Raw genomic sequence first — 18,875 nt, 5'->3', positions numbered from 1 at the left:
GATCATTCTCAGGTTTCTGGCCTGTGACCGAGGTTTTTCTCCCGATTCGAGTGTTTTTTTCTGAACTCGCGTAATGAAACGGACGGTTGCCTGTCTTGTGGGGTGAGAGAGACGTTGCTCGGCATCCGGGGGAAGAAGTCCGAGCGGCGGGCCCAGGAACGTGGAGCCAATACCCGAGAGGCGGCTCACAGATATCCGAGTGGATACCTGTGAGCCGCCTCTACTTTGTGCGGAACGGTGTCAGCGTGAGAGCGTGCCGAGCTCGTCGCCCGCGGCGTCATACACGCGCAGGGTGTCGCCGTCGAGAGCCACCGTCTTTGCGTGCTGCAACCAGCCGTCGACACCCTCGCAGGCCTTGAGCGTCGTGAAGCCGGGGTTGAGGACGAGAACATCCCCATCGACCTCGTACTCCCCGCCGAATCCGTTACACCCGTCGCTGCCCGTGAACCGGCCGTTCTCGCCGAACTCGACGTACGGCTCGCCGGCTTCCGTGCTCGAGAAGGTGGTGTCAAGGTAGGGGCTGAGGTCCATGTCGTTCGCTCCTGGTGCGTTGGTCGCGCATCCCGCGAGAATCAGCGTTGCGGATGCGGCCAGACTCATCACTGCTGCCATGCGTCTGCGATTCATCATCGGCCTCCCTGTCTGAGTGTTGAGGAATCATCCACCCACTTTTCAGTTTAGGACACCTGAATCCTGGCTGGGTAGCGCCTGTGCGTCGTGGCGATCAGCGCATCGAGGAGACGGTCGCTCCCGACCATTTCGCAGGTTTCGCGATTTCCTGTACTGTGGACACGCTGTGTCGACTCTAGGGATGCGCTGAACTTCCTGAATCGACGCCGTTGAGAGTTCTGATGACGGCGAATTCGTCGCCAAGATCCCAGGGGAGAATCGTTTGCAGTTCTTGAACAAGAAGCGCGTCGCGCTCGGTGCCATGAGCACCGCAGTTGCGCTCGCCGCCAGTGGCCTGATGGTCGCTCCCGCTGTCGCGCAGGATGCCGCACTGACAGCGGATTTTGATGAGATCGCCGCACAGGCGAAGGCCATCCCCGGCGTTGTGAGCGTGACGACAGACGCAGACGGCGTCATCACGATCGGCGTCGAGGGCGAGCTTTCCGAAGGTCGCTCCGCTGAGACGGCCTTCTCGGCCGACGACGCGGCTGTTTTGTCCGACTTCGAAGACTCCTACGAGAACGTTCGTATCGAGGGCGACAGGGACCGCGAAGTTGCGTTTGACCTTGCTTGGCAGGAAGAGGACGAAGTCGAGTCGCTTCCCGCTTCCCTCGCGACGATCGTCGGCGGCGCAGGTTACGGTGTGGCCGACCTGAACGAAGACGGCAGCATCCAGGGCTACGGCCTGTGCTCGGTCGGCTTCACGGCATGGTCACCCGAGGGCGAGCCCGCTCTGTTGAGCGCCGGTCACTGCATGCCTGAGGACTTCGGCCCCGGCTCGATCTTCGCAACGCTTCCCAGCACCGAGGATGCTGTCGGTTCCGACGAGGGCGTTGTCATCTACGACTACATCGGCGAGTGGGTTTTCGCACAGTTCGGTGGCCCGGGCAACGAGGCCGTCAACTGGGACGACCTCGACGCCGGTATCCTCCCCGACTTCGACACCCTCGAGGGCACCGATGTTTCGGTGATCTCGGTCGAGAACCCCGAGCTTGAGCTCAAGCCCGAGGTTACCGACTGGACGCTGGGCGCCGAGGACAACCTCCCCGGTTCCACGCACCTCGTCCGCAGCGTCGGCACGCCGGAAATCGGCGAGGTCGTCACACGAAGCGGCCGCACAACGGGTGAGCGCGATGCGCTCGTCGTTGAGCACGGCTGGCAGATCATCGAAGACCGCTGGGTCTCCGGTTTCCGCGCCGAGTCCATGGACGGCGAGCCCGTCGGTGCACCCGGTGACTCTGGTGGCCCCGCCCTCGCAGGCGACATGGCCGCTGGTTTCGTCAGCGGTGGTCCCGCCGACGGTATGAGCGTGTGGTTCTCGAACATCGAGAACGCACTCGACATCGTCGAGCGCGAGGCCGGTGCGTACACCGTCATGCTTCACGTTGACGCTCCTGTCGTCCAGGACGCAACGGTCGAGGCCGGTAGCAGTGTGTCCGGAACGGCTCCTGCTGGCGCAGACGTCGAGATCACCGGTGACATCACCGCGTCGACCACGGCTGATGAAGACGGCACGTTCAGCTTCTCGGCTCCCGCGGCTGTCGGCTCGTTCGACATCGAGGTTGTCGCATCGCGCGGCTTCGACTCGTCGGAGACCGCAACGGCGAAGATCGAGACGGTTCTCTCGGCTCCGGAGATCACCTCGCCCTCGAACGAGCTGCGCACGACCAGCGCGATCACGTCCATCTCGGGCGAAGGTGCCGTTCCCGGCGCCGAGATCTCGCTTCTCGCTGACGCTTCCGGAACGACGACTGTCGGCAACGACGGCACGTGGTCGGTTGACGTCGAGCTCGGCTTCGGCGCGTACACGGTGGGCGCGACGCAGTCGCTCGGCGACGACACTTCAGACGCACGCTGGATCTCGTTCGAGGTCGTTCCCGGCGCTCCCGAAATCCTGACCCCGGCTGACGGCGACGCCTACGCCGAGGACGCGATTCCTGCCTCGATCACCGGCCAGTCCGGCGTTGAGGGTGCGGTTGTCACAATCGCTCTCGACGCGCTGAACGCATCGTCGGGCCACAACACGATGGCAGCGATCATGCCCGGTCAGACGATCGAGGCTGTTGTTTCCGGCGGAATGTGGTCGGCTGACCTGCCCGCAGACCTCGCGGTTGGCGCATACACGGTTTCGGCCGTTCAGGCGATCGACGGCGCTGTCAGCGATGTGGCCACGGTAGCGTTCTCGGTCGAGGCTGAGGCCGTTGTCCCGACGCCTGCTCCCACGGAGGAGCCCGCCCCCACGGAGGAGCCCGCCCCCACGGAGGAGCCCGCTCCCACGGATGACGCAACCCCGAGCCCCGCTCCGGGTGGCGGCGACCTCGCTCCGACGGACGCCTACGTGGCGCTTCCGCTCATCGGCGGAGCAGCTGTTCTGCTGATCGGTGGCATCGTCCTCATGGTGGCCCGTCGCGCAAGCCGCGTCTAACGCCATCTGAGTTCTCGCAAGGGCGGGGTGAGCTTCGGCTCGCTCCGCCCTTGCGGCATTCACAGCGGTGATGATTTGCCGTAAGATTTATCGGGTCGCGACTGGCGCCTGAGGTGGGCCACCACCGGGAAGCGACGAAAGAACGACATTCGACCGCGCGCCTGGGCCGAAGCGATAACCCCGATGTCCGCACGTCGTTCTGGAGAAACATGACCGAGCCGCTTTTTAACGCCCCCCTCACTGAAGTCGACCCGGAGATCGCGCAGGTCCTGCAGCGCGAACTCGATCGCCAGCGTGGTTTTCTCGAGATGATCGCATCCGAGAACATCGTTCCCGTTTCGGTCCTGCAGTCGCAGGGCTCCGTTCTCACGAACAAGTACGCCGAGGGCTACCCCGGGCGCCGTTACTACGGCGGCTGCGAGGAAGTCGACGTTGCCGAGAACCTCGCGATCGAGCGGGCCAAGAGCCTGTTCGGGGCACAGTTCGCCAACGTTCAGCCCCACTCGGGTGCTTCGGCGAATGCCGCTGTTCTGCACGCAATCGCTCGTCAGGGCGACACCGTTCTTGGTCTGTCGCTCGACCACGGCGGACACCTGACGCACGGCATGAAGATCAACTTCTCCGGACGTCTCTACGACATCGTCGCGTACGGGGTCGACCCCGAGACTTCCCTCGTCGATATGGACGAGGTGCGTCGACTCGCGCACGAGCACAAGCCCAAGGTGATCATCGCCGGGTGGTCGGCATACCCCCGTCAGCTCGACTTCGCGGCCTTCCGCGAGATCGCCGACGAGGTGGGCGCCTACCTGTGGGTGGACATGGCTCACTTTGCGGGCCTTGTCGCCGGTGGTGTTCACCCGAACCCGGTTCCGCACGCACACGTGGTGTCCTCGACCGTGCACAAGACGATCGGTGGGCCCCGCTCGGGCTTCATCCTCACGAACGATGCGGACATCGCCAAGAAGATCAACTCGGCCGTTTTCCCTGGACAGCAGGGTGGCCCGCTCATGCACGTGATCGCGGCTAAGGCGACCGCGTTCAAGCTGGCTGCGTCTGAGGAGTTCGCCGACCGGCAGAAGCGCACGCTGCGCGGTGCGCAGATCCTTGCCGAGCGCCTGTCGCAGCAGGATGTCGCAGACGCCGGTATTAGCGTGCGCTCGGGGGGAACGGACGTTCACCTGGTGCTCGTTGATCTGCGTCATGCCGCGATCGATGGCAAGCAGGCAGAAGACCTGCTGCACGATATTCGCATCACGGTTAACCGCAACGCGGTGCCGAATGACCCCCGTCCGCCGATGGTCACATCGGGCCTGCGTATCGGCACGCCTGCGCTGGCGACGCGCGGATTCGGAGATGCCGAGTTTACCGAGGTGGCCGACGTGATCGCTCTTGCGCTGCAGCCGGGAGCCGACGTTCCCGCTCTGCGCGCGCGTGCGGCGAAGCTCGCCGATGCGTTTCCGCTGTATCCCGGCCTTGAGGCTGCTGGCCAGGGCTACGCCGGCATCTGATCGAATTGGCGTCGCGCATGCCCCGGTGAATCACTACCAAGATAGTGATTCACCGGGGCATGCTCACTGAGGAGGAAACATGACCGCACAGGTTCTGGACGGCAAGGCGGCCTCGGCCGCGATTAAAGACGAGCTGAAGCAGCGCATCGCTGCGTTGAAAGACAAGGGCGTTACCCCCGGAATCGCCACCGTTCTGGTTGGTGCCGACCCGGCCTCGCAGCTGTACGTGGGGATGAAGCATCGCCAGTCCGAGGCGATCGGCATGAACTCGATTCAGCGAGAACTCCCTGCCGACGCGACACAGGAGAAGGTGGAGGCTCTGATCGATGAGCTGAACGCCGATCCGTCGTGCCACGGCTACATCGTGCAGCTCCCGTTGCCGAAGCACATCGACACCGACCGTGTTCTCGAGCGCATCGACCCTGCGAAGGACGCAGATGGTCTGCACCCCACCAACCTCGGTCGCCTCGTGCTCAACGTCAACTCCGAGATCACCAGCCCTCTTCCGTGCACGCCCCGCGGGGTGATCGAGCTGCTGCAACGCAGCGGTTACGACCTGAACGGAAAGCACGTGGTCGTCGTCGGACGCGGCATCACGATCGGACGCTCGATCGGCCTCATCCTGACGCGTCGCGAAGTGAATGCCACCGTGACACAGGTGCACACCGGCACTGTCGACATGGGGCAGTACCTTCGCCAGGCCGATGTGATCGTCGCTTCAGCCGGGGTGAAGCACCTCGTCCGCCCCGAGGACGTCAAACCGGGAGCGGCTGTTCTCGACGTCGGCGTCACCCGCGAAGACAACCCCGAGACCGGCAAGCAGAAGATCTACGGCGATGTTCACCCGGGCGTCGCGGAGGTCGCTGGATACCTCTCCCCGAACCCCGGCGGCGTTGGCCCGATGACCGTTGCGCTTCTGATGACAAACGTTGTCGAGGCGGCGGAGCGCTCTCTCGCTTAGCGTGGCACCGGCCGCAGCGCCGAGGAAGAGTCCACCGTGTGGTCGGACGTTTCCTCGGCGCTGTAGCCGTATCTGAGGGTCAGCTCTCGGCGTGCTTCTCGAGGAACTCAAAGACGTCGCTTTCGCTGACGCCCGGGAAATTCCCGCGGGGGAGGGGGCTGAAGATGTGCGTGTGTACACGCGCGCTCGGCCAGGCCCTTCCGCGCCACCGCTCGGTGATATCCGCTGACGGTCGACGGCAGCAGGTTTCATCGGGGCAGGTGGATACGGCGCGGCTGGGGGTTTCCCGTCCCCGCCAGAACTTCGCGTCGTCGAAGGGCACACCAACGGTGATCGAGAAGTCGCCCCCGTCGTGTGTTCCCGTCTGTGTTGCGCACCAGAACGTGCCGCCCGGAGTGTCTGTGTACTGGTAGTGCTCGGTTGTTCGGTTCTGCTGTTCGAAGGCGTTGCGGGCCGAGAACTTCTGGCACACGATCTGACCCTCGACGGCTCCCGTGACATCCTGCGGCAGGGGGAGGGCGTCGTTTTCGTAGACGCGCTCAATCTGGCCCTGCCCGCCGACGCGGAGGAAGTGCAGCGGCATTCCGAGATGCTCGGTCATGAGGTTCGTCATCCGCATGCTCGCGGCCTCGTGCGTCACGCCGAAGGCATCCCGGAAGTCTTCGACCGCGATGTTGCGGTCTTTCTTCGCCTGCTGGAGGAACCGCACGCCATTGCCCTGCGGGATGAGGCAACAGGCCGCGTAGTAGTTGATTTCGAGGCGCTGCTGCAGAAAGTCCGCGTACGACGTGGGTGGCTGGTGCCCGAGCAGGCGGTGCGCCATGGCCTGGAGCGCCATGGATCGCAGGCCGTGCCCACCGGGAATCGACGCGGGCGGCAGGTAGATGCGGCCGTTTTCGAGGTCGGTGATTGAACGAGTTGAGCGCGGCAGATCGTTGACGTAGATCAGATCGAAGCCGAGTTGCTCCGCCATGATGCTCACGGTGCGGTGGGTCAGCGCGCCCGCCTGGTGCCCTGCGGCGGCGAGTTGTTTCTCCGCGAGATCCTCGATGTCTGGCAGATAGTTGTTAAGGGCACGCATCTTGCGGCGCAGCTCGGTGTTTGCCCGCCGGGCTTCTTCCGGGGTGGCGTTCGCCTCCCGATCGCGGCGTTGCAACTCGTTGTGCAGCCCCAGGATCGACTCGAGGGTGTCGTCGCTGATGCCCTTGGTGACCTTAATTGCTGGAATGCTCAGCTGGGCGAACGAGGGGCTCTGCTGTGCACGTTCGAGTTCGATCTCCAGAGCTGCACGCCGGTTCGGCGGCTCGGAGGAAATCAGGTCGGTGACACTGACGCCGGTCGCCTCGGCGATTTTTTGAAGCAGCGTGAGCTTCGGCTCACGCTTGCCGTTCTCGATGAGGCTCAGCTGGCTACCCGCCACTCCGACGGCATCGCCGAGCGCATCCAGGGTGTAGCCGCGCGCGAGGCGATGGTGGCGGATGCGGTGACCGAGTGTTTTGAGTTCGATGTGGGGCGTGGACGCTGCCCCCGACGTTGCCGGTGCCATTCCGTCACCATATCCGAAAGAAGCGCGATTCTTTAACCCGTTTTTGGTCGCAAGCCTTGCGAATTTGCCATGAAACTTGGTGTACGGCCCCGCCGTGAACAGTCAGACATCCCGAAGGAGCGCACGATGGCGATCGCAGAACCGCAGGCAGTCACCCGCCCCTCCCGCCTCCGTGAGTTCGGAGACATGCCCCGCTTCACGGGCGATGCCTTCCAGGAACTCGTGGCGTGGGTGCAGGAGATCGCGGATCTCACGAAGCCCGACCGCATCCACTGGGTTGATGGGTCCGCGGACGAGAACGCCGCGCTTCTCGAAGACATGGTCGAGCAGGGAACGCTCATCCCGCTCGATGAGGAGCGCCGCCCGAACAGCTACCTCGCCCGATCAGACGCGGGGGACGTCGCCCGTCTCGAATCGCGGACGTTCATCTCCTCGGAGCGCGAAGAAGACGCCGGCCCGACCAACAACTGGGTTCCGCCGCAGCAGATGAAGAGCGTGCTCACCTCACTCTTCGACGGTGCCATGCGCGGACGGACGATGTTCGTCGTCCCCTTCTCCATGGGCAAGATCGGCGGACCGATTTCGCAGCTTGGCGTGCAGATCACCGACAGTCCCTACGCTGTCGCGTCGATCGGCATCATGACGCGCGTCGGCACGGAGGTCACTCGCTTGATCGCCGGAGGGACCCCGTGGGTACGAACGGTGCACTCGGTCGGCCACCCCCTCACCCCAGGTGAGCACGACGTGTCGTGGCCGTCGAACGAGGAGAAGTACATCGCGCACTTCCCCGACACCCTCGAGGTGTGGTCGTTCGGCTCCGGCTACGGCGGCAACGCGATTCTCGCGAAGAAGTGCTTCGCCCTGCGCATCGCTTCGGTTCTCGGCCGGGACCAGGGCTGGATGGCCGAGCACATGCTGCTCATCCGGGTGATCTCGCCCGAGGGGCGCCGTTTTCACATCGCGGCGGCTTTCCCGTCCGCGTGCGGCAAGACGAACTTGGCGATGCTCCGCCCGACGATCCCCGGCTGGCGCGTTGAGACTCTCGGCGACGACATCGTGTGGATCCGACCCGGCGAGGACGGCCGGTTGCACGCCATTAACCCCGAAGCCGGGTTCTTCGGCGTCGCGCCCGGAACCGGTGCGTCGACGAACGTCACGGCGGTCGAGGCGCTTCACGGCAACGTCATCTTCACCAATGTGGCGCTGACCGACGATGGCGACGTGTGGTGGGAGGGGCTGACGGACGATCCGCCCGCGCACCTGACCGACTGGCAGGGGGAAGACTGGACCCCCGACAGCGGACGCCCGGCCGCGCACCCCAACTCACGCTTCACGGTCGACGCCACACAGGCCCCCTCGATTTCTCCCGACTGGGAAGAAGACGTTCCGCTTGACGCGATCTTGTTCGGCGGTCGTCGAGCAACAAACGTTCCCCTCGTTGCCGAGGCGTTCCACTGGAACCACGGCGTCTTCATGGGGGCGACGATCTCGTCCGAGCGCACGGCAGCCGCCGAAGGCGTCGTCGGCGAGCTGCGGCGCGACCCGTTCGCGATGATGCCGTTCTGCGGATACAACATGGCAGACTACTTCGGTCACTGGATCGAGATGGGGCAGACCGTTCCCCAGCCGCCGGCGATCTTCCAGGTCAACTGGTTCCGCAAGGGTGAGGATGGCCGGTTCCTCTGGCCGGGCTTCGGCGAGAACTCTCGGGTGATCGAGTGGATCTGCCGCCGCCTCGACGGTGAGGCGGGCGCGTTCCCGTCACCCGTGGGCCTCCTCCCCACGCCGGGGTCGCTGAACCGTGACGGAATCGACGTTCCCGCCGGCGACATGGTCGAGCTGTTCGACGTCGATGCCGCATCGTGGCTGGCTGAGGCTGATCTCACCGAGGAGTTCTTCGACTCCTTTGGCGAGAAGATTCCGCAGGAGCTGCGCGAGCAGCTTCGCGCGCTTCGTGCGCGCCTTGAGACCGCGAGGGGCTGACCGCACTCGGCCCGCTCGCGTGGGAGAAGGGACCGCACACCTTCTCCCGCACAACGAAAGCGGCCCACCCTTGCCGATCCGGGGGTGGGCCGCTTCTTCGTCTTCTCGGCCGGAGCGGGGGTCAGTGCGCCATCGCCGCGAGTGCCTCCGGATCGATCGTGGCGATCGAGTGGGTGTCCTGGAAGGCTCGGACGCCGTCAATGCCCTGTTCGCGCCCGAAGCCCGACTGCTTCATGCCGCCGAACGGAGCGCGCAGGTCGAGACGCGTTGCCCCGTGGTCGTTAACCCACACGTATCCGCACACCAATTGCGATCCGATGCGCTGCGCGGTCTCAGGGTCTGCGGTCCACACCGAGCCACACAGGCCGGCCCACGTGTCGTTCGCCGCGGCAACGGCCTCCTCTTCCGAATCGAAGGGGATTACGCCGATGACCGGACCAAACTGTTCCTGGGTAACAACGCGCAGCGACGGGTCCGGGTTGATCACGAGGGCGGGGCGCACGAAATTGCCGTCCGTCATGTCGCCGCCGGGTAGCTCGCCGTATTCGCGCACCTCCGCGCCCGAGTCCTTCGTCTCCTGGATCAGCTCCTCGACGAAGGCCTTCTGCGCCGGCTGATGCAGCGGACCCATCGTTGTCGACTCGTCGAGGCCGTATCCGAGCACCGTCTTCGACAGGCGTTCGTCGAGTCCGGCGATAAGCTCGTCCATTCGCGAGCGGTGCACGTAAATGCGCTTGGCATTCATGCAGATCTGACCGGTCGTGTCGTAGACGGCCGCGAAGATCCGATCAAGGTGAGTGTCGTCGATGATCGCGTCCTCCGCGAAGATCGCCGCGTCGTTCCCGCCCAACTCGAGCGTCACACGGGTGAGCGAGGCGGCACCCATCTCCATCATCTTCTTCCCGCCACCGACGCTGCCCGTGAAGCACACCTTCGCCACATCGGGGCTCTGGATCAGCTGCGACATGTTGGCGTCCTCACCGGTGACGACGTTCAGCACACCCGCGGGGAGCTTCTCCGCCACCCGCTGCACAACGCGCGTTGTCGCGAGCGGCGCTGAGGGCGGTGGCTTGACGATGACGGGGTTTCCCGCCAAGAGGGCATGAGGCAACGCCGCTCCGAGAATGGCGATCGGCCAGTTGAACGGCACAATGATCGTGGTCACCCCGAGCGGCTGGTAGCTGACCTCAGTTGTCACGGGGATGCCGGGCGCCGTTTCCAGCATTCGGCCCTGGTCGACCTCGTCGGCGAGGTCGAGGGCAAGTCGCCAGCGCAGTTCGAAGACGAGAGCGTCGATCCAGCCCTCCATCCGGATCTTGCCGTTCTCCTGCGACAGGATCGCGGCGTCGGTGTCGCGATCGTCCGCGATGCCATCGATGGCGTGCAGCATCTTCTCGGCCCGCTCGGCGGGCGTGAGCGTTCGCCAGCCGCGGTAGGCGCCCTTCGCCGCGGAGATGGCCTCGGCGACATCGTCAGCAGATGCGCTCGCAGCCTCGCCGACGATCACGCCGGGCTTGGCGGGGTCGGCGACGCGTAGCACATCGTCTGTGAAGCGCTCCGCCCCGCCAATGAAGAGTCCTGTTCGGACGGGTTCGTGTGATGAGGTAATCGACATTGATTCACGTGCCTCTCTGTGTTGTGTCGCGCCGAGTCACGGACTACTCGAAGGAATCGGCGTTGTCGTAACCCTGCCCGTTGTAGCGCCGCACGACAACCGTCGACACGGCGGGCTGGCCGTCTTCTGTCGTGGTGATCGAGGTTCCGTCGAGCATGAGCGGCGCCTGGAGCCCGTCGATACTGCGGATCGCCGTCATAAACGACTCCCGGGTGGGCTCCGTCATCGTCGTGAACGCCTCTTCGAGGGCGGCGCCGATCATGTAGCTCCACATACAGTGCGGGAAGTCCGGCGTTGTCGAGTAGGCGCCGGAGTATTCCTCGAGCGCCGATCGGCCGATGAAGTCATGGTCGAATGCCACGTTGCGGTCATAGCCCAGGTCGTACGGGGTGAGGTAGAAGTCCGTGATGTCATCCGAAGTGAATGAACCAGCGAGCGACCCCGCGCGTTCCGCGGGCAACCACGATCGGTACTCGGCAGTCTGCTGCCCGGAGAAGATGGCCGGAAGCGGCGATGGCACCCACGCAGATTCGAGGTTGGCTGACGAATATGCCTGCGATCCCACGAGAACCAGCCCGAGCTCCGCGCCCGCCGTGACAATCGCATCACGCACACTCTCGCCCACGGACTCCATCAGCTCCATGGCCCGCGGGCCCTGGATCTCGTAGCGGTACAGCGCGGGGTTGCCGTCGCGAACGAGTGAGTTGCCATCGCGCATGAAGGACACCTCTTCGTCGCCCGTCTCGCCGTGGAACTGCACCCAGTCGATCACCATGGGATGTCCGACCAGGTCGAACTCTCCGTCGTCGAGATGGAAGAGGATCGCGTCGCCGATAAGAAAACCCTCGTGGTTCACCGCGACGAACTGCTTCGCGCGACCTGGTCCGAAGTTGGCGAAGGAGTTTACTCCGATTCGGCTCAACAGGCGTAGCGCATCGGCACCCGTGATGAACAGGTCCGTCATGTGATGGGACTGGTCGAGGAAGGCAACCGACTCGCGCCACGCACGCTGCTCCGATCTCCAGTTGCTGAACTCCGCGCGGACGGGGAATACCGTCGGCACAAACTGCTTCGCGGTGTTGACGGGGAAGTTCGCGAAACTGTTGATGCCCGTCTCGCTGAGGAGGCGCAGCGCGTCCGGTCCCTTCATGAAGAAGTTGACCATGTGGTGGGTTTGGTCTTAGAGAACGGCGGTGTGTCGCCATGCCTTCTGTTCCCGGCGCCAGTTGGAGAACTCGGTGGGGACAGCGGGGTAGATGTATGTGCCGAGCTTTGATCCGCGAAGAAGGTCGACGGTGTTGCCCGATCTGTCGATGAGCTCCTGCAGGGTGTTCGCCATTGTGGCCTCCGTGTGCGACGGCGTTGTCGGATGATCAAACTAGTGTCGCCGAAATTGTAGACAATATCGGCGACATTAAATGGGGGGAGGAGCGAACCCGATCACGCCACCGGGTCTTAGAGTGAGGGCGATGAGCTCTTCTTACGATTCCCTCGACGACTTTCTCGCACTTCCTCGCCTCGAATCGATCGCTCTTGCGCCTGACGGAACCTGGGCCGCCGGCGTTGTCGCGACGCTGGACCACGATGAGACGGCATGGCGGCGCGCTATCTGGCGGCTTCCGATCACAACGCGGGAGGCACCCATGCGCCTGACCCGCTCCGCGAAGGGAGAGGCTTCGGCGGCGTTCCTCCCGAACGGAGATCTGCTGTTCACCTCCTCGCGGCCCGACGCGGAAACGAAAGAAGAGATCGACGCGGCTCAGCTCTGGGTTCTGCCGTCTTCGGGAGGAGACGCGCGCGCCGTCACCGCGCTTCCAGGCGGCGTTGCATCGATTGCAGCGTCGGCGCGCGGCACCGAGTGCGTTGTCGTCGCCGCCGAGCTCCTTCCCGGAGCCGCCAATCTGGACGCCGAGGGGGAGCTGCGGAAGGCGCGCAAAGACAAAAAGGTGCGAGCGATTCTGCACGAGTCCGCGCCCGTGCGGTTCTGGGACCACGATCTGGGCCCCGCCGAGCCGCACCTGCTCGTGCTGGACGGCGCGCTCGCCGCGGAGAGCACGGCCGGTGCGCCCTCGCGTCCGCCCCTTCGTGATCTGACGCCGCGGCCGGGCGGTGCACTCCGTCGGAGCTCGCAGGCGATCACACCCGATGGGTCCACGCTGATCGCCGGATTTTCCCGCATCGCGGACGGACAGCCGACGACGGCTCTTGTGGCGATTGACGTTGTGACCGGGCACCGGACGACCCTCTGCGACGAGCCGGGAATCTCCCACGGCGGCGTTGTGATCAGTCGCGACGGAACGCGCATCGCCTACACCCGAACACCGGAATCGACCGCGGAGGCCGTGGCCGATAGCGAGATCTGGGCGGCGCGAATCGACGGCTCCGATCCCATCCGGCTGGCCGGTGAGTGGGATCGTTGGCCGGCATCGCTGGCGTTTGCCCCCGACGGCAATGCTCTGATCGCCACAGCCGATGACGACGGCCGCGGACACATTTTCCGCATTCCCCTCGACGGTTCCTCACCCGAGGCCATCACGCGTGACGACTACGCATACGCCTCGGTGAATGTTGCCGACGACGGAACGGTGATCGCCCTGCGCTCGAACTGGCTCGAACCGCCCCATCCCGTTCGCGTCCTCACGGACGGAACGGTCACCCGGCTGGCGACCCCCGCGCCCGTTCCCACTCCGAACGCTCGGATGGAGCGCGTCGAGACGCGTGCAGAGGACGGCGCCCGCGTTGCCGGGTGGTTGCTGCTTCCCGAGCAGGCGGACGAGGCATCACCGCTTCTGCTGTGGGTGCACGGCGGCCCGCTGAACAGCTGGAACGCGTGGAGTTGGCGCTGGGCGCCGCAGCTTGCTGTTGCGCAGGGCTACGCCGTTCTCCTGCCCGACCCTGCTCTGTCGACCGGCTACGGGCTCGACTTCATCCAGCGGGGCTGGGGAGCATGGGGTGAAAAGCCCTACACGGATCTGATGGCGATCACGGATGCCGTGGAGGCGCGGGACGACATAGATGAAACGCGAACGGCCGCGATGGGCGGATCCTTCGGTGGCTATATGGCTAACTGGATCGCTGGCCACACCGATCGTTTCGACGCAATCGTCACACACGCCAGCCTGTGGGCGTTCGATCAGTTCGCCGGAACTACCGATTCCCCTACGTACTGGCGCACCCTGATGTCCACGGAAGCGGCCCAGGAGAACTCCCCTCACCTGTTCGTCGACGCGATCACGACGCCAATGCTCGTCATCCACGGCGATAAGGACTATCGCGTACCGATCGGGGAGGGGCTGCGGCTGTGGTCAGACCTGTACACCGCGCACGCGGATGACACCGGTGCGATGGTCCACCGATTCCTCTACTTCCCCGATGAGAACCACTGGATCCTCACGCCGCAGCACGCGAAGATCTGGTACCAAACGGTTTTTGCGTTCCTCGCTCAGCACGTGCTCGGAGAAGAGGCCACACGGCCGGAACTTCTCGGATAGCGGGTGTGGGCCTCGCCGCTACGGCCGCGAGGCCCACACCCGACCTCGGATCAGGACTGTTCGGAGACGTCGTAGGTGCGCAGTCGGCCGCACATGCCGAAGCCGAGTGCTCCCGGAGACGGCGCCGCCTGCTGAACACGGGCGCCCGACAGATGAGAGAGATCGCCCGCCGCGACGGCCTGCGCCATCGCCAGACTGGCTTCAGCAGCGGCGAGCGGGCGGCGCCGAACCAGGTCGGGCCACGCAGCCGCCCGCCCGCGCACGATGGCACCGGCAGCACCGTGGAATGCCGCAAGCGCTGAACGATCCCCCGCGATCACGGCCGTCTTTAGCGCGAGGAACCCCGTCACGGCGAGGTCCCGTCTGGCGGCTGCTCGTTCCGCTCGGCGATCGGGTTCGTCGCCCAGTGACGCCGCATCGGCATACGACGACGCGTCGGCGACGATCTCGGCGGGGAACGTCATGACCGCATCGCCCGCCTCGGGCAGCCCAGAATTGCTCATCAGAACAACGGCCTGCAGATCACCGTGGTTGACGGCACGGTGAATAACGCCCGGCGTGAACCACACGATCGATCCCGCCTCGAGCCGTGTTTCGCGGAACCCCTCATCAGCGTCGAGAGTCTGCAGGGAGCCGTGTCCGGAGATCACGATGTAGGCCTCTGTCGACACCGTGTGCATGTGAGGAGAACCCCCGCAGATGCCGTCGGGCGCTGCATCGCCGTAGACATCGAGGCGCGAGACAAGCGTTCCGCCGGGGAAGGTCGAATCGGGTGCAGAGAGGGCGCCATTATCGGCGCTCATGATGCCACCGGAACGGCTTTGACGGGCGCCCACGGCACGATTCCGCCACTCATCGACGTCATAAACGGATCATCGCCCGAGATGTCTCCCGCGGCGATCGGCGTGCGCCGGAATGCGGACGCATACGTCGCCGCGGCGAACTCCAGGGTGCGGCGGGCATCGACGATGTCGACGTCCGGACGTTTTCCGGCCGCGATGGCATCGGCGATTGCCGCGATCTGGTGGCGATGGCCGCTGATCCCGTCGTCCGGCAGATCGGTGTTCCAGCGCTCGGCCAGATGTTCGTGACCGGGAGCGGGCGTGAACGTCCAGTCGGCATTGGTGTGCCCATACAGGTGCTCCACCTCCACGGAGGCGTTCTCGAAGTCGATCCGCAGGCGCGATGTTTCCTTCGGGGAGACGAGGGAATTGATGACGGTGGCGATCGCTCCGTTGTCGAAGCGAACGAGCGCCGCGGAGACGTCCTCGGTGTCGGTGGGGCGCAGCTGGCGCTCGGCGACGGCCGTGACCTCTGACCATGGGCCGAGAACCGCCAGGAGTAGATCGAATTGGTGAATGCCGTGACCCATGGTCGGGCCTCCGCCCTCGACGTCCCATCGGCCGCGCCACGGCACCTCGAAGTAGGCAGCGGGGCGGAACCAGAGCGTTTCGCAGGCGGCGACGAGGGGACGGCCGAGTGCGCCCGAGGTGACGAGTTCGCGCAGACGCAGCGACGCTGCTCCGAAGCGGTGCTGGAAGACCGTGAGTGTCTGCGTGCCGGTCTCCTCTTCGACGCGGGCGATCTCGTCCAGCTCGGCGAGGCTGAGGGCGGTCGGCTTTTCGACGAGCGCCGTGACACCGGCGCGCATTGCCGCGATGGCGAGGGGAGCGTGGGTCTGCGGCGGTGTGCAGATGCAGACAACATCCGCCCCGGCGTGAGCGAGAAGATCGTCCGCGCTGGCAAACACGGTCGCACCGCCGTGATCTGCCGCGAAGGCGGCGGCGCGTGCCGCGTCGATATCGGCGACGGCGACAAGCTCGACGCTGCCGCCGAGCTCACGGATCGCCGTCGCGTGAGCACCAGCGATGCCGCCGGTGCCGATGACGCCGACGCGGAGCGCCATACGGGAAGAGGTCATCGAGAGAGGTCCTTTCAATCAGACGGGTGGAGAGTTCCCGTGGACTCGCGCCACACGACGCGTGCCAGAGAGCCCGCACGTTCGGGCTCGGCCTCGCCCCGCATTTTGGCGAGGAGGCGATGGACGGCATGCCGGCCGAGCGCCTGCCGATCGAGTGCCACGGTGGTCAGGGACGGATCGAGGAACGCCGAGAGGTCCAGATCGTCCCATCCGCTGACGCTGACCTGACCGGGAACGGTCCATCCACGTGCGTGGGCGCCGCGAATGGCGCCGGCCGCGACGAGATCGTTCGATGCGATGATCGCGACGGGCGGCGTGTCATCCGGCAGGGTGCGCAGCGCGCGCTCACCGGAGTCGCCCGACCAGTCTCCGGCGATGACGCCGAGGGAGTCGAGCCCGAGACGGGCGATGGTGGACTCGTATGCTGCTCGGCGGGCGAGGGCCGATGCATAGTCTTCGGGGCCGGCGATGTGGAGAAAACGTCGATGCCCCTGCGTGGCGAGCGTCTCGATGATCTCGGCGATGGCGCCAGCCTCGGCCATTTCGCCGGACACGTGCAGGTTCTCGTCGTATGCGGAGAGGGCGAAAACGGTGGTGTGTTCATCGAGGTCGTCGCCGCCCGGCACGCTCATGAACGACAGGATCCCTTCGAATTCGCCTGTTCCGGCGATCTCGAGGAGGCGCTGTTTTCGTGCCTCGGCGGTTCCCGTCAGTCCCTGGAGTTCGAGGACGTATCCGGCTTCCTGCGCGGCCTCAGCGGCACCGCTGATGGCGTCGCCGATACTCGGCGTTGTGAGGGGCATCACGACGGCGAGTCGCCCCGACTTGCGCGTGCGCATGGAACGCGCGGCGAGATTGGGGCGGTAGCGCAGCTCTTCCATCGCCGCGAGAACCCGTTGGCGGGTGGCGTCCGTGACGGTTGTTTTTCCGGTGAGGACGTGGGAGACCGTGGACTGCGAGACACCGGCGCGCGCGGCGACATCCCGGCTGGTTGTTCGTTTCGGCACGGTAGGAGCCTTCCACGTGGTGGCGGCCGTCGTTGGCCGCGGTGGTCACCCTTGACGTGAGGGGGTGTTGTCGAGCGTAGTCCATCATACGTATTAATGATACGTATGAATCGCGCAGACAACGCTGTCACGCGAGCATCAGAAGTACTGCCATCAAGGAGGATGTGCACCGCATGAGCATCGCCGAACTGCGCCAGATTGCGCGCGACCGCCGCCGTAAGGGGGTGAAGGGCGCCAGAGTCCGACTGCCGGACAACAAGGCCGCTCTCTTTTTCCTTGCGCCCTTCGTTCTGGGGGCGGTGCTGCTGACAGGCGGATCTACCGCGCGGCGTTCTACATTCCCAGACTGCTTGGCGCATCGGTTGCCATCGCCGTGATGTGGCGCCTCGCGCACGCGCGCGGGGCGCCACATCACGTCAACGAGAAAGAGCCGTCACACCATGTCCCAGTCCACTGCTCCGGTTGTCCGGTCCGGAGAGTTCGTTTTTGCCGCCGCATACCTCGATCACGGACACGTTTTCGGAATGTCGGAGGGGCTCATCAACGCGGGGGGCGCTCCTGGAGCAGCTCGACGCCGTTCGCGAAACGAGCGCCCGCACGGGGAAAAAGTACGCCGTGTACTACGGCGAGAGGGTGCACTCTGAAGCGGCAGTTCTCGCCGGACGCCTCATCGACGACGGCGCGATCGGACGCGTTGTTCACGTCACGGGAATGGGCCCGCACCGCATCGGGATCCCGCAGTCACGGCCGGAGTGGTTCTTCGACCGCGAGAAATTCGGCGGCATCATCTGCGATCTGGGAAGTCACAACTTCGAGCAGATGCTCCACTTCACGGCCGCGCGTTCCTCATCGGAACGGAGGGATACATCGAACTGCGCAAATACACCAACGTTGCCGCCGAGAACACCCCCGGCCATGTATTCCTCGTGAACGGTGCGGGTGAGCAACACCTGAGAGCCGCAGGTCAGACGGGCTTTCCGTACTTTGGGGAGCTCATCCTCGACTGTCTCGAGAGAACCGAGAAGGCGATGACGCAGGCGCATGCCTTCGCCGCAGCCGAGTTGAGCGTTCGCGCACAGATGATGGCGCGTCGCCTGGGATAACGGCGGTGCTCGCCGTTGTTACCAGATGACGGCGAGCCCGGCGTTGGCCGCCGTCAGAATTCCCACCGACCAGAACAGCCCTGCCGGAACCGAACCCGTGCGCTTCTGCTTCGCAGCGCCAATGCCCAGAAGCGCTCCGACGATCACAACGACGATCAGCTTGATGCCGACCTTCATGTGGTTCAGATCGCCGTCGCCGAGACCCCACGGGGCGGCGAGGGCGAGACCAGCCACGAGGGCGATCGCGAGGCCCCAGTTCATGAGCTTCGTGATCTCGCGGCGGCCGGAGACGGCCTCCACAAGCCACGCGCCGAACAGGGCAGCAAATCCGATCAGGTGAACGAGCACAACAATGCTCCGCAGCGTCTCCATGTTTTCTACTCTACGTAGAATTCTTGGCTAGCGAAAGGTGATCGCTGGCGCGGCGAAGAACAGGCGGGAATAGATCTCCGTCTCCAGCGTTATGCTGGGGGAGAACGTGCTCCGGGGTCGGTGAGAATCCGAACCGGCGGTAAAGTCCGCGAGCCCCTCTTCGAGGGGTTGATCCGGTGAGATTCCGGAACCGACGGTGATGCAGGCACACGCCTGCGAGTCCGGATGAGAGGTAGCACGACAGGTCCTTCGCGGGCCCGTTTCGTGAACCCCG

At 65.1% G+C, this 18,875-nt stretch carries 16 protein-coding genes and 2 riboswitches; of the genes, 7 read left to right on the top strand and 9 right to left on the bottom strand.

Annotation, left to right across the window (positions count from 1 at the left end; translation table 11 throughout):
* Positions 1-240: 240 nt before the first annotated feature.
* Positions 241-630 (bottom strand): META domain-containing protein, encoded by a 390-nt coding sequence (locus G6N81_RS06425; RefSeq protein ID WP_165134644.1) that lies wholly within the window; start codon positions 628-630, stop codon positions 241-243.
* Positions 631-931: 301 nt separating this feature from the next.
* Between G6N81_RS06425 and G6N81_RS06420 the strand changes: the two genes are divergently transcribed.
* From G6N81_RS06420 to G6N81_RS06410, 3 genes are all read left to right on the top strand, one after another.
* On the top strand, positions 932-3,094 hold the full coding sequence (locus G6N81_RS06420; protein WP_165134641.1) for a hypothetical protein: 2,163 nt from the start codon (positions 932-934) through the stop codon (positions 3,092-3,094).
* 87 nt (positions 3,095-3,181) lie between these two features.
* Positions 3,182-3,268: riboswitch (ZMP/ZTP riboswitch) on the top strand.
* A 35-nt stretch (positions 3,269-3,303) separates the two neighbouring features.
* Entirely contained in the window at positions 3,304-4,602 is a 1,299-nt protein-coding gene (glyA, locus tag G6N81_RS06415; RefSeq protein ID WP_165134638.1) for a serine hydroxymethyltransferase, read from the top strand.
* 79 nt (positions 4,603-4,681) lie between these two features.
* Positions 4,682-5,563, top strand: a complete 882-nt coding sequence (locus G6N81_RS06410; RefSeq protein ID WP_165134635.1) for a bifunctional methylenetetrahydrofolate dehydrogenase/methenyltetrahydrofolate cyclohydrolase — start codon at positions 4,682-4,684, stop codon at positions 5,561-5,563.
* Between the two features lie 79 nt (positions 5,564-5,642).
* On the opposite strand, the gene G6N81_RS06405 is transcribed toward G6N81_RS06410, so the two are convergent.
* Positions 5,643-7,109 (bottom strand): helix-turn-helix domain-containing protein, encoded by a 1,467-nt coding sequence (locus G6N81_RS06405; RefSeq protein ID WP_165134632.1) that lies wholly within the window; start codon positions 7,107-7,109, stop codon positions 5,643-5,645.
* A gap of 126 nt (positions 7,110-7,235) precedes the next feature.
* Here G6N81_RS06405 and G6N81_RS06400 point away from each other — a divergent pair, with 126 nt between their 5' ends.
* On the top strand, positions 7,236-9,092 hold the full coding sequence (locus G6N81_RS06400; RefSeq protein WP_165134629.1) for a phosphoenolpyruvate carboxykinase (GTP): 1,857 nt from the start codon (positions 7,236-7,238) through the stop codon (positions 9,090-9,092).
* Positions 9,093-9,213: 121 nt separating this feature from the next.
* Here G6N81_RS06400 and G6N81_RS06395 read toward each other — a convergent pair whose 3' ends face one another.
* The 3 genes from G6N81_RS06395 to G6N81_RS12705 are packed head-to-tail and all read right to left on the bottom strand — an operon-like array spanning position 9,214 to position 12,046.
* Positions 9,214-10,707, bottom strand: a complete 1,494-nt coding sequence (locus G6N81_RS06395) for an aldehyde dehydrogenase family protein (RefSeq protein WP_165134626.1) — start codon at positions 10,705-10,707, stop codon at positions 9,214-9,216.
* A 43-nt stretch (positions 10,708-10,750) separates the two neighbouring features.
* On the bottom strand, positions 10,751-11,872 hold the full coding sequence (locus G6N81_RS12710) for a hypothetical protein (RefSeq protein ID WP_241244880.1): 1,122 nt from the start codon (positions 11,870-11,872) through the stop codon (positions 10,751-10,753).
* Positions 11,873-11,887: 15 nt separating this feature from the next.
* Positions 11,888-12,046 (bottom strand): hypothetical protein, encoded by a 159-nt coding sequence (locus tag G6N81_RS12705; protein WP_241244879.1) that lies wholly within the window; start codon positions 12,044-12,046, stop codon positions 11,888-11,890.
* Positions 12,047-12,176: 130 nt separating this feature from the next.
* On the opposite strand from G6N81_RS12705, the gene G6N81_RS06385 reads away from it, so the two are divergent.
* Positions 12,177-14,198, top strand: coding sequence for an alpha/beta hydrolase family protein (locus tag G6N81_RS06385; protein ID WP_165134623.1), 2,022 nt, complete (start codon positions 12,177-12,179; stop codon positions 14,196-14,198).
* A gap of 50 nt (positions 14,199-14,248) precedes the next feature.
* Here the strand turns inward: G6N81_RS06385 and G6N81_RS06380 are convergent, their stop codons facing one another.
* From G6N81_RS06380 to G6N81_RS06370, 3 genes are read right to left on the bottom strand one after another with little or no spacing between them, the layout of a single operon-like run.
* Positions 14,249-15,001 carry a cupin domain-containing protein gene (locus tag G6N81_RS06380; protein WP_165134620.1) on the bottom strand — a complete coding sequence of 251 codons (753 nt, stop codon included), beginning with the start codon at positions 14,999-15,001 and terminating at the stop codon, positions 14,249-14,251.
* Positions 14,998-16,119 carry a Gfo/Idh/MocA family protein gene (locus G6N81_RS06375; RefSeq protein WP_241244877.1) on the bottom strand — a complete coding sequence of 374 codons (1,122 nt, stop codon included), beginning with the start codon at positions 16,117-16,119 and terminating at the stop codon, positions 14,998-15,000. The genes G6N81_RS06380 and G6N81_RS06375 overlap by 4 nt, the downstream gene beginning before the upstream one ends.
* A gap of 14 nt (positions 16,120-16,133) precedes the next feature.
* Positions 16,134-17,126 (bottom strand): LacI family DNA-binding transcriptional regulator, encoded by a 993-nt coding sequence (locus G6N81_RS06370; protein ID WP_165134617.1) that lies wholly within the window; start codon positions 17,124-17,126, stop codon positions 16,134-16,136.
* Between the two features lie 173 nt (positions 17,127-17,299).
* On the opposite strand from G6N81_RS06370, the gene G6N81_RS06365 reads away from it, so the two are divergent.
* Positions 17,300-17,503: a hypothetical protein gene (locus G6N81_RS06365; RefSeq protein ID WP_165134614.1), complete on the top strand. Its 204-nt coding sequence runs from the start codon at positions 17,300-17,302 to the stop codon at positions 17,501-17,503.
* A 256-nt stretch (positions 17,504-17,759) separates the two neighbouring features.
* Positions 17,760-18,056 (top strand): Gfo/Idh/MocA family protein, encoded by a 297-nt coding sequence (locus G6N81_RS12885; RefSeq protein WP_338143990.1) that lies wholly within the window; start codon positions 17,760-17,762, stop codon positions 18,054-18,056.
* Between the two features lie 191 nt (positions 18,057-18,247).
* On the opposite strand, the gene G6N81_RS06355 is transcribed toward G6N81_RS12885, so the two are convergent.
* The gene (locus tag G6N81_RS06355) at positions 18,248-18,601 is read right to left on the bottom strand and encodes a Fe-S protein (RefSeq protein ID WP_165134611.1); all 354 of its coding nucleotides are present in this window, start codon (positions 18,599-18,601) and stop codon (positions 18,248-18,250) included.
* Between the two features lie 103 nt (positions 18,602-18,704).
* Positions 18,705-18,843: riboswitch (FMN riboswitch) on the top strand.
* Positions 18,844-18,875 lie beyond the last annotated feature (32 nt).

Origin of the sequence: Microbacterium amylolyticum, from assembly GCF_011046975.1 — a bacterium.
Taxonomy (GTDB): domain Bacteria; phylum Actinomycetota; class Actinomycetes; order Actinomycetales; family Microbacteriaceae; genus Microbacterium; species Microbacterium amylolyticum.
Note: the sequence above shows the minus strand (reverse complement) of the source record. Positions and strands in the feature narration are given on the sequence as shown.

What these genes read in the sequence shown, in the direction of transcription:
- G6N81_RS06355 (WP_165134611.1), bottom strand. Translation starts at nt 18,601, where the DNA reads ATGGAGACGCTGCGGAGCATTGTTGTGCTCGTTCACCTGATCGGATTT.
- G6N81_RS06365 (WP_165134614.1), top strand. Translation starts at nt 17,300, where the DNA reads ATGAGCATCGCCGAACTGCGCCAGATTGCGCGCGACCGCCGCCGTAAG.
- G6N81_RS06375 (WP_241244877.1), bottom strand. Translation starts at nt 16,119, where the DNA reads ATGACCTCTTCCCGTATGGCGCTCCGCGTCGGCGTCATCGGCACCGGC.
- G6N81_RS12710 (WP_241244880.1), bottom strand. Translation starts at nt 11,872, where the DNA reads ATGGTCAACTTCTTCATGAAGGGACCGGACGCGCTGCGCCTCCTCAGC.
- G6N81_RS06425 (WP_165134644.1), bottom strand. Translation starts at nt 630, where the DNA reads ATGATGAATCGCAGACGCATGGCAGCAGTGATGAGTCTGGCCGCATCC.
- G6N81_RS06420 (WP_165134641.1), top strand. Translation starts at nt 932, where the DNA reads ATGAGCACCGCAGTTGCGCTCGCCGCCAGTGGCCTGATGGTCGCTCCC.
- glyA (WP_165134638.1), top strand. Translation starts at nt 3,304, where the DNA reads ATGACCGAGCCGCTTTTTAACGCCCCCCTCACTGAAGTCGACCCGGAG.
- G6N81_RS06385 (WP_165134623.1), top strand. Translation starts at nt 12,177, where the DNA reads ATGAGCTCTTCTTACGATTCCCTCGACGACTTTCTCGCACTTCCTCGC.
- G6N81_RS06400 (WP_165134629.1), top strand. Translation starts at nt 7,236, where the DNA reads ATGGCGATCGCAGAACCGCAGGCAGTCACCCGCCCCTCCCGCCTCCGT.
- G6N81_RS06410 (WP_165134635.1), top strand. Translation starts at nt 4,682, where the DNA reads ATGACCGCACAGGTTCTGGACGGCAAGGCGGCCTCGGCCGCGATTAAA.
- G6N81_RS12705 (WP_241244879.1), bottom strand. Translation starts at nt 12,046, where the DNA reads ATGGCGAACACCCTGCAGGAGCTCATCGACAGATCGGGCAACACCGTC.
- G6N81_RS06380 (WP_165134620.1), bottom strand. Translation starts at nt 15,001, where the DNA reads ATGAGCGCCGATAATGGCGCCCTCTCTGCACCCGATTCGACCTTCCCC.
- G6N81_RS06395 (WP_165134626.1), bottom strand. Translation starts at nt 10,707, where the DNA reads ATGTCGATTACCTCATCACACGAACCCGTCCGAACAGGACTCTTCATT.
- G6N81_RS06405 (WP_165134632.1), bottom strand. Translation starts at nt 7,109, where the DNA reads ATGGCACCGGCAACGTCGGGGGCAGCGTCCACGCCCCACATCGAACTC.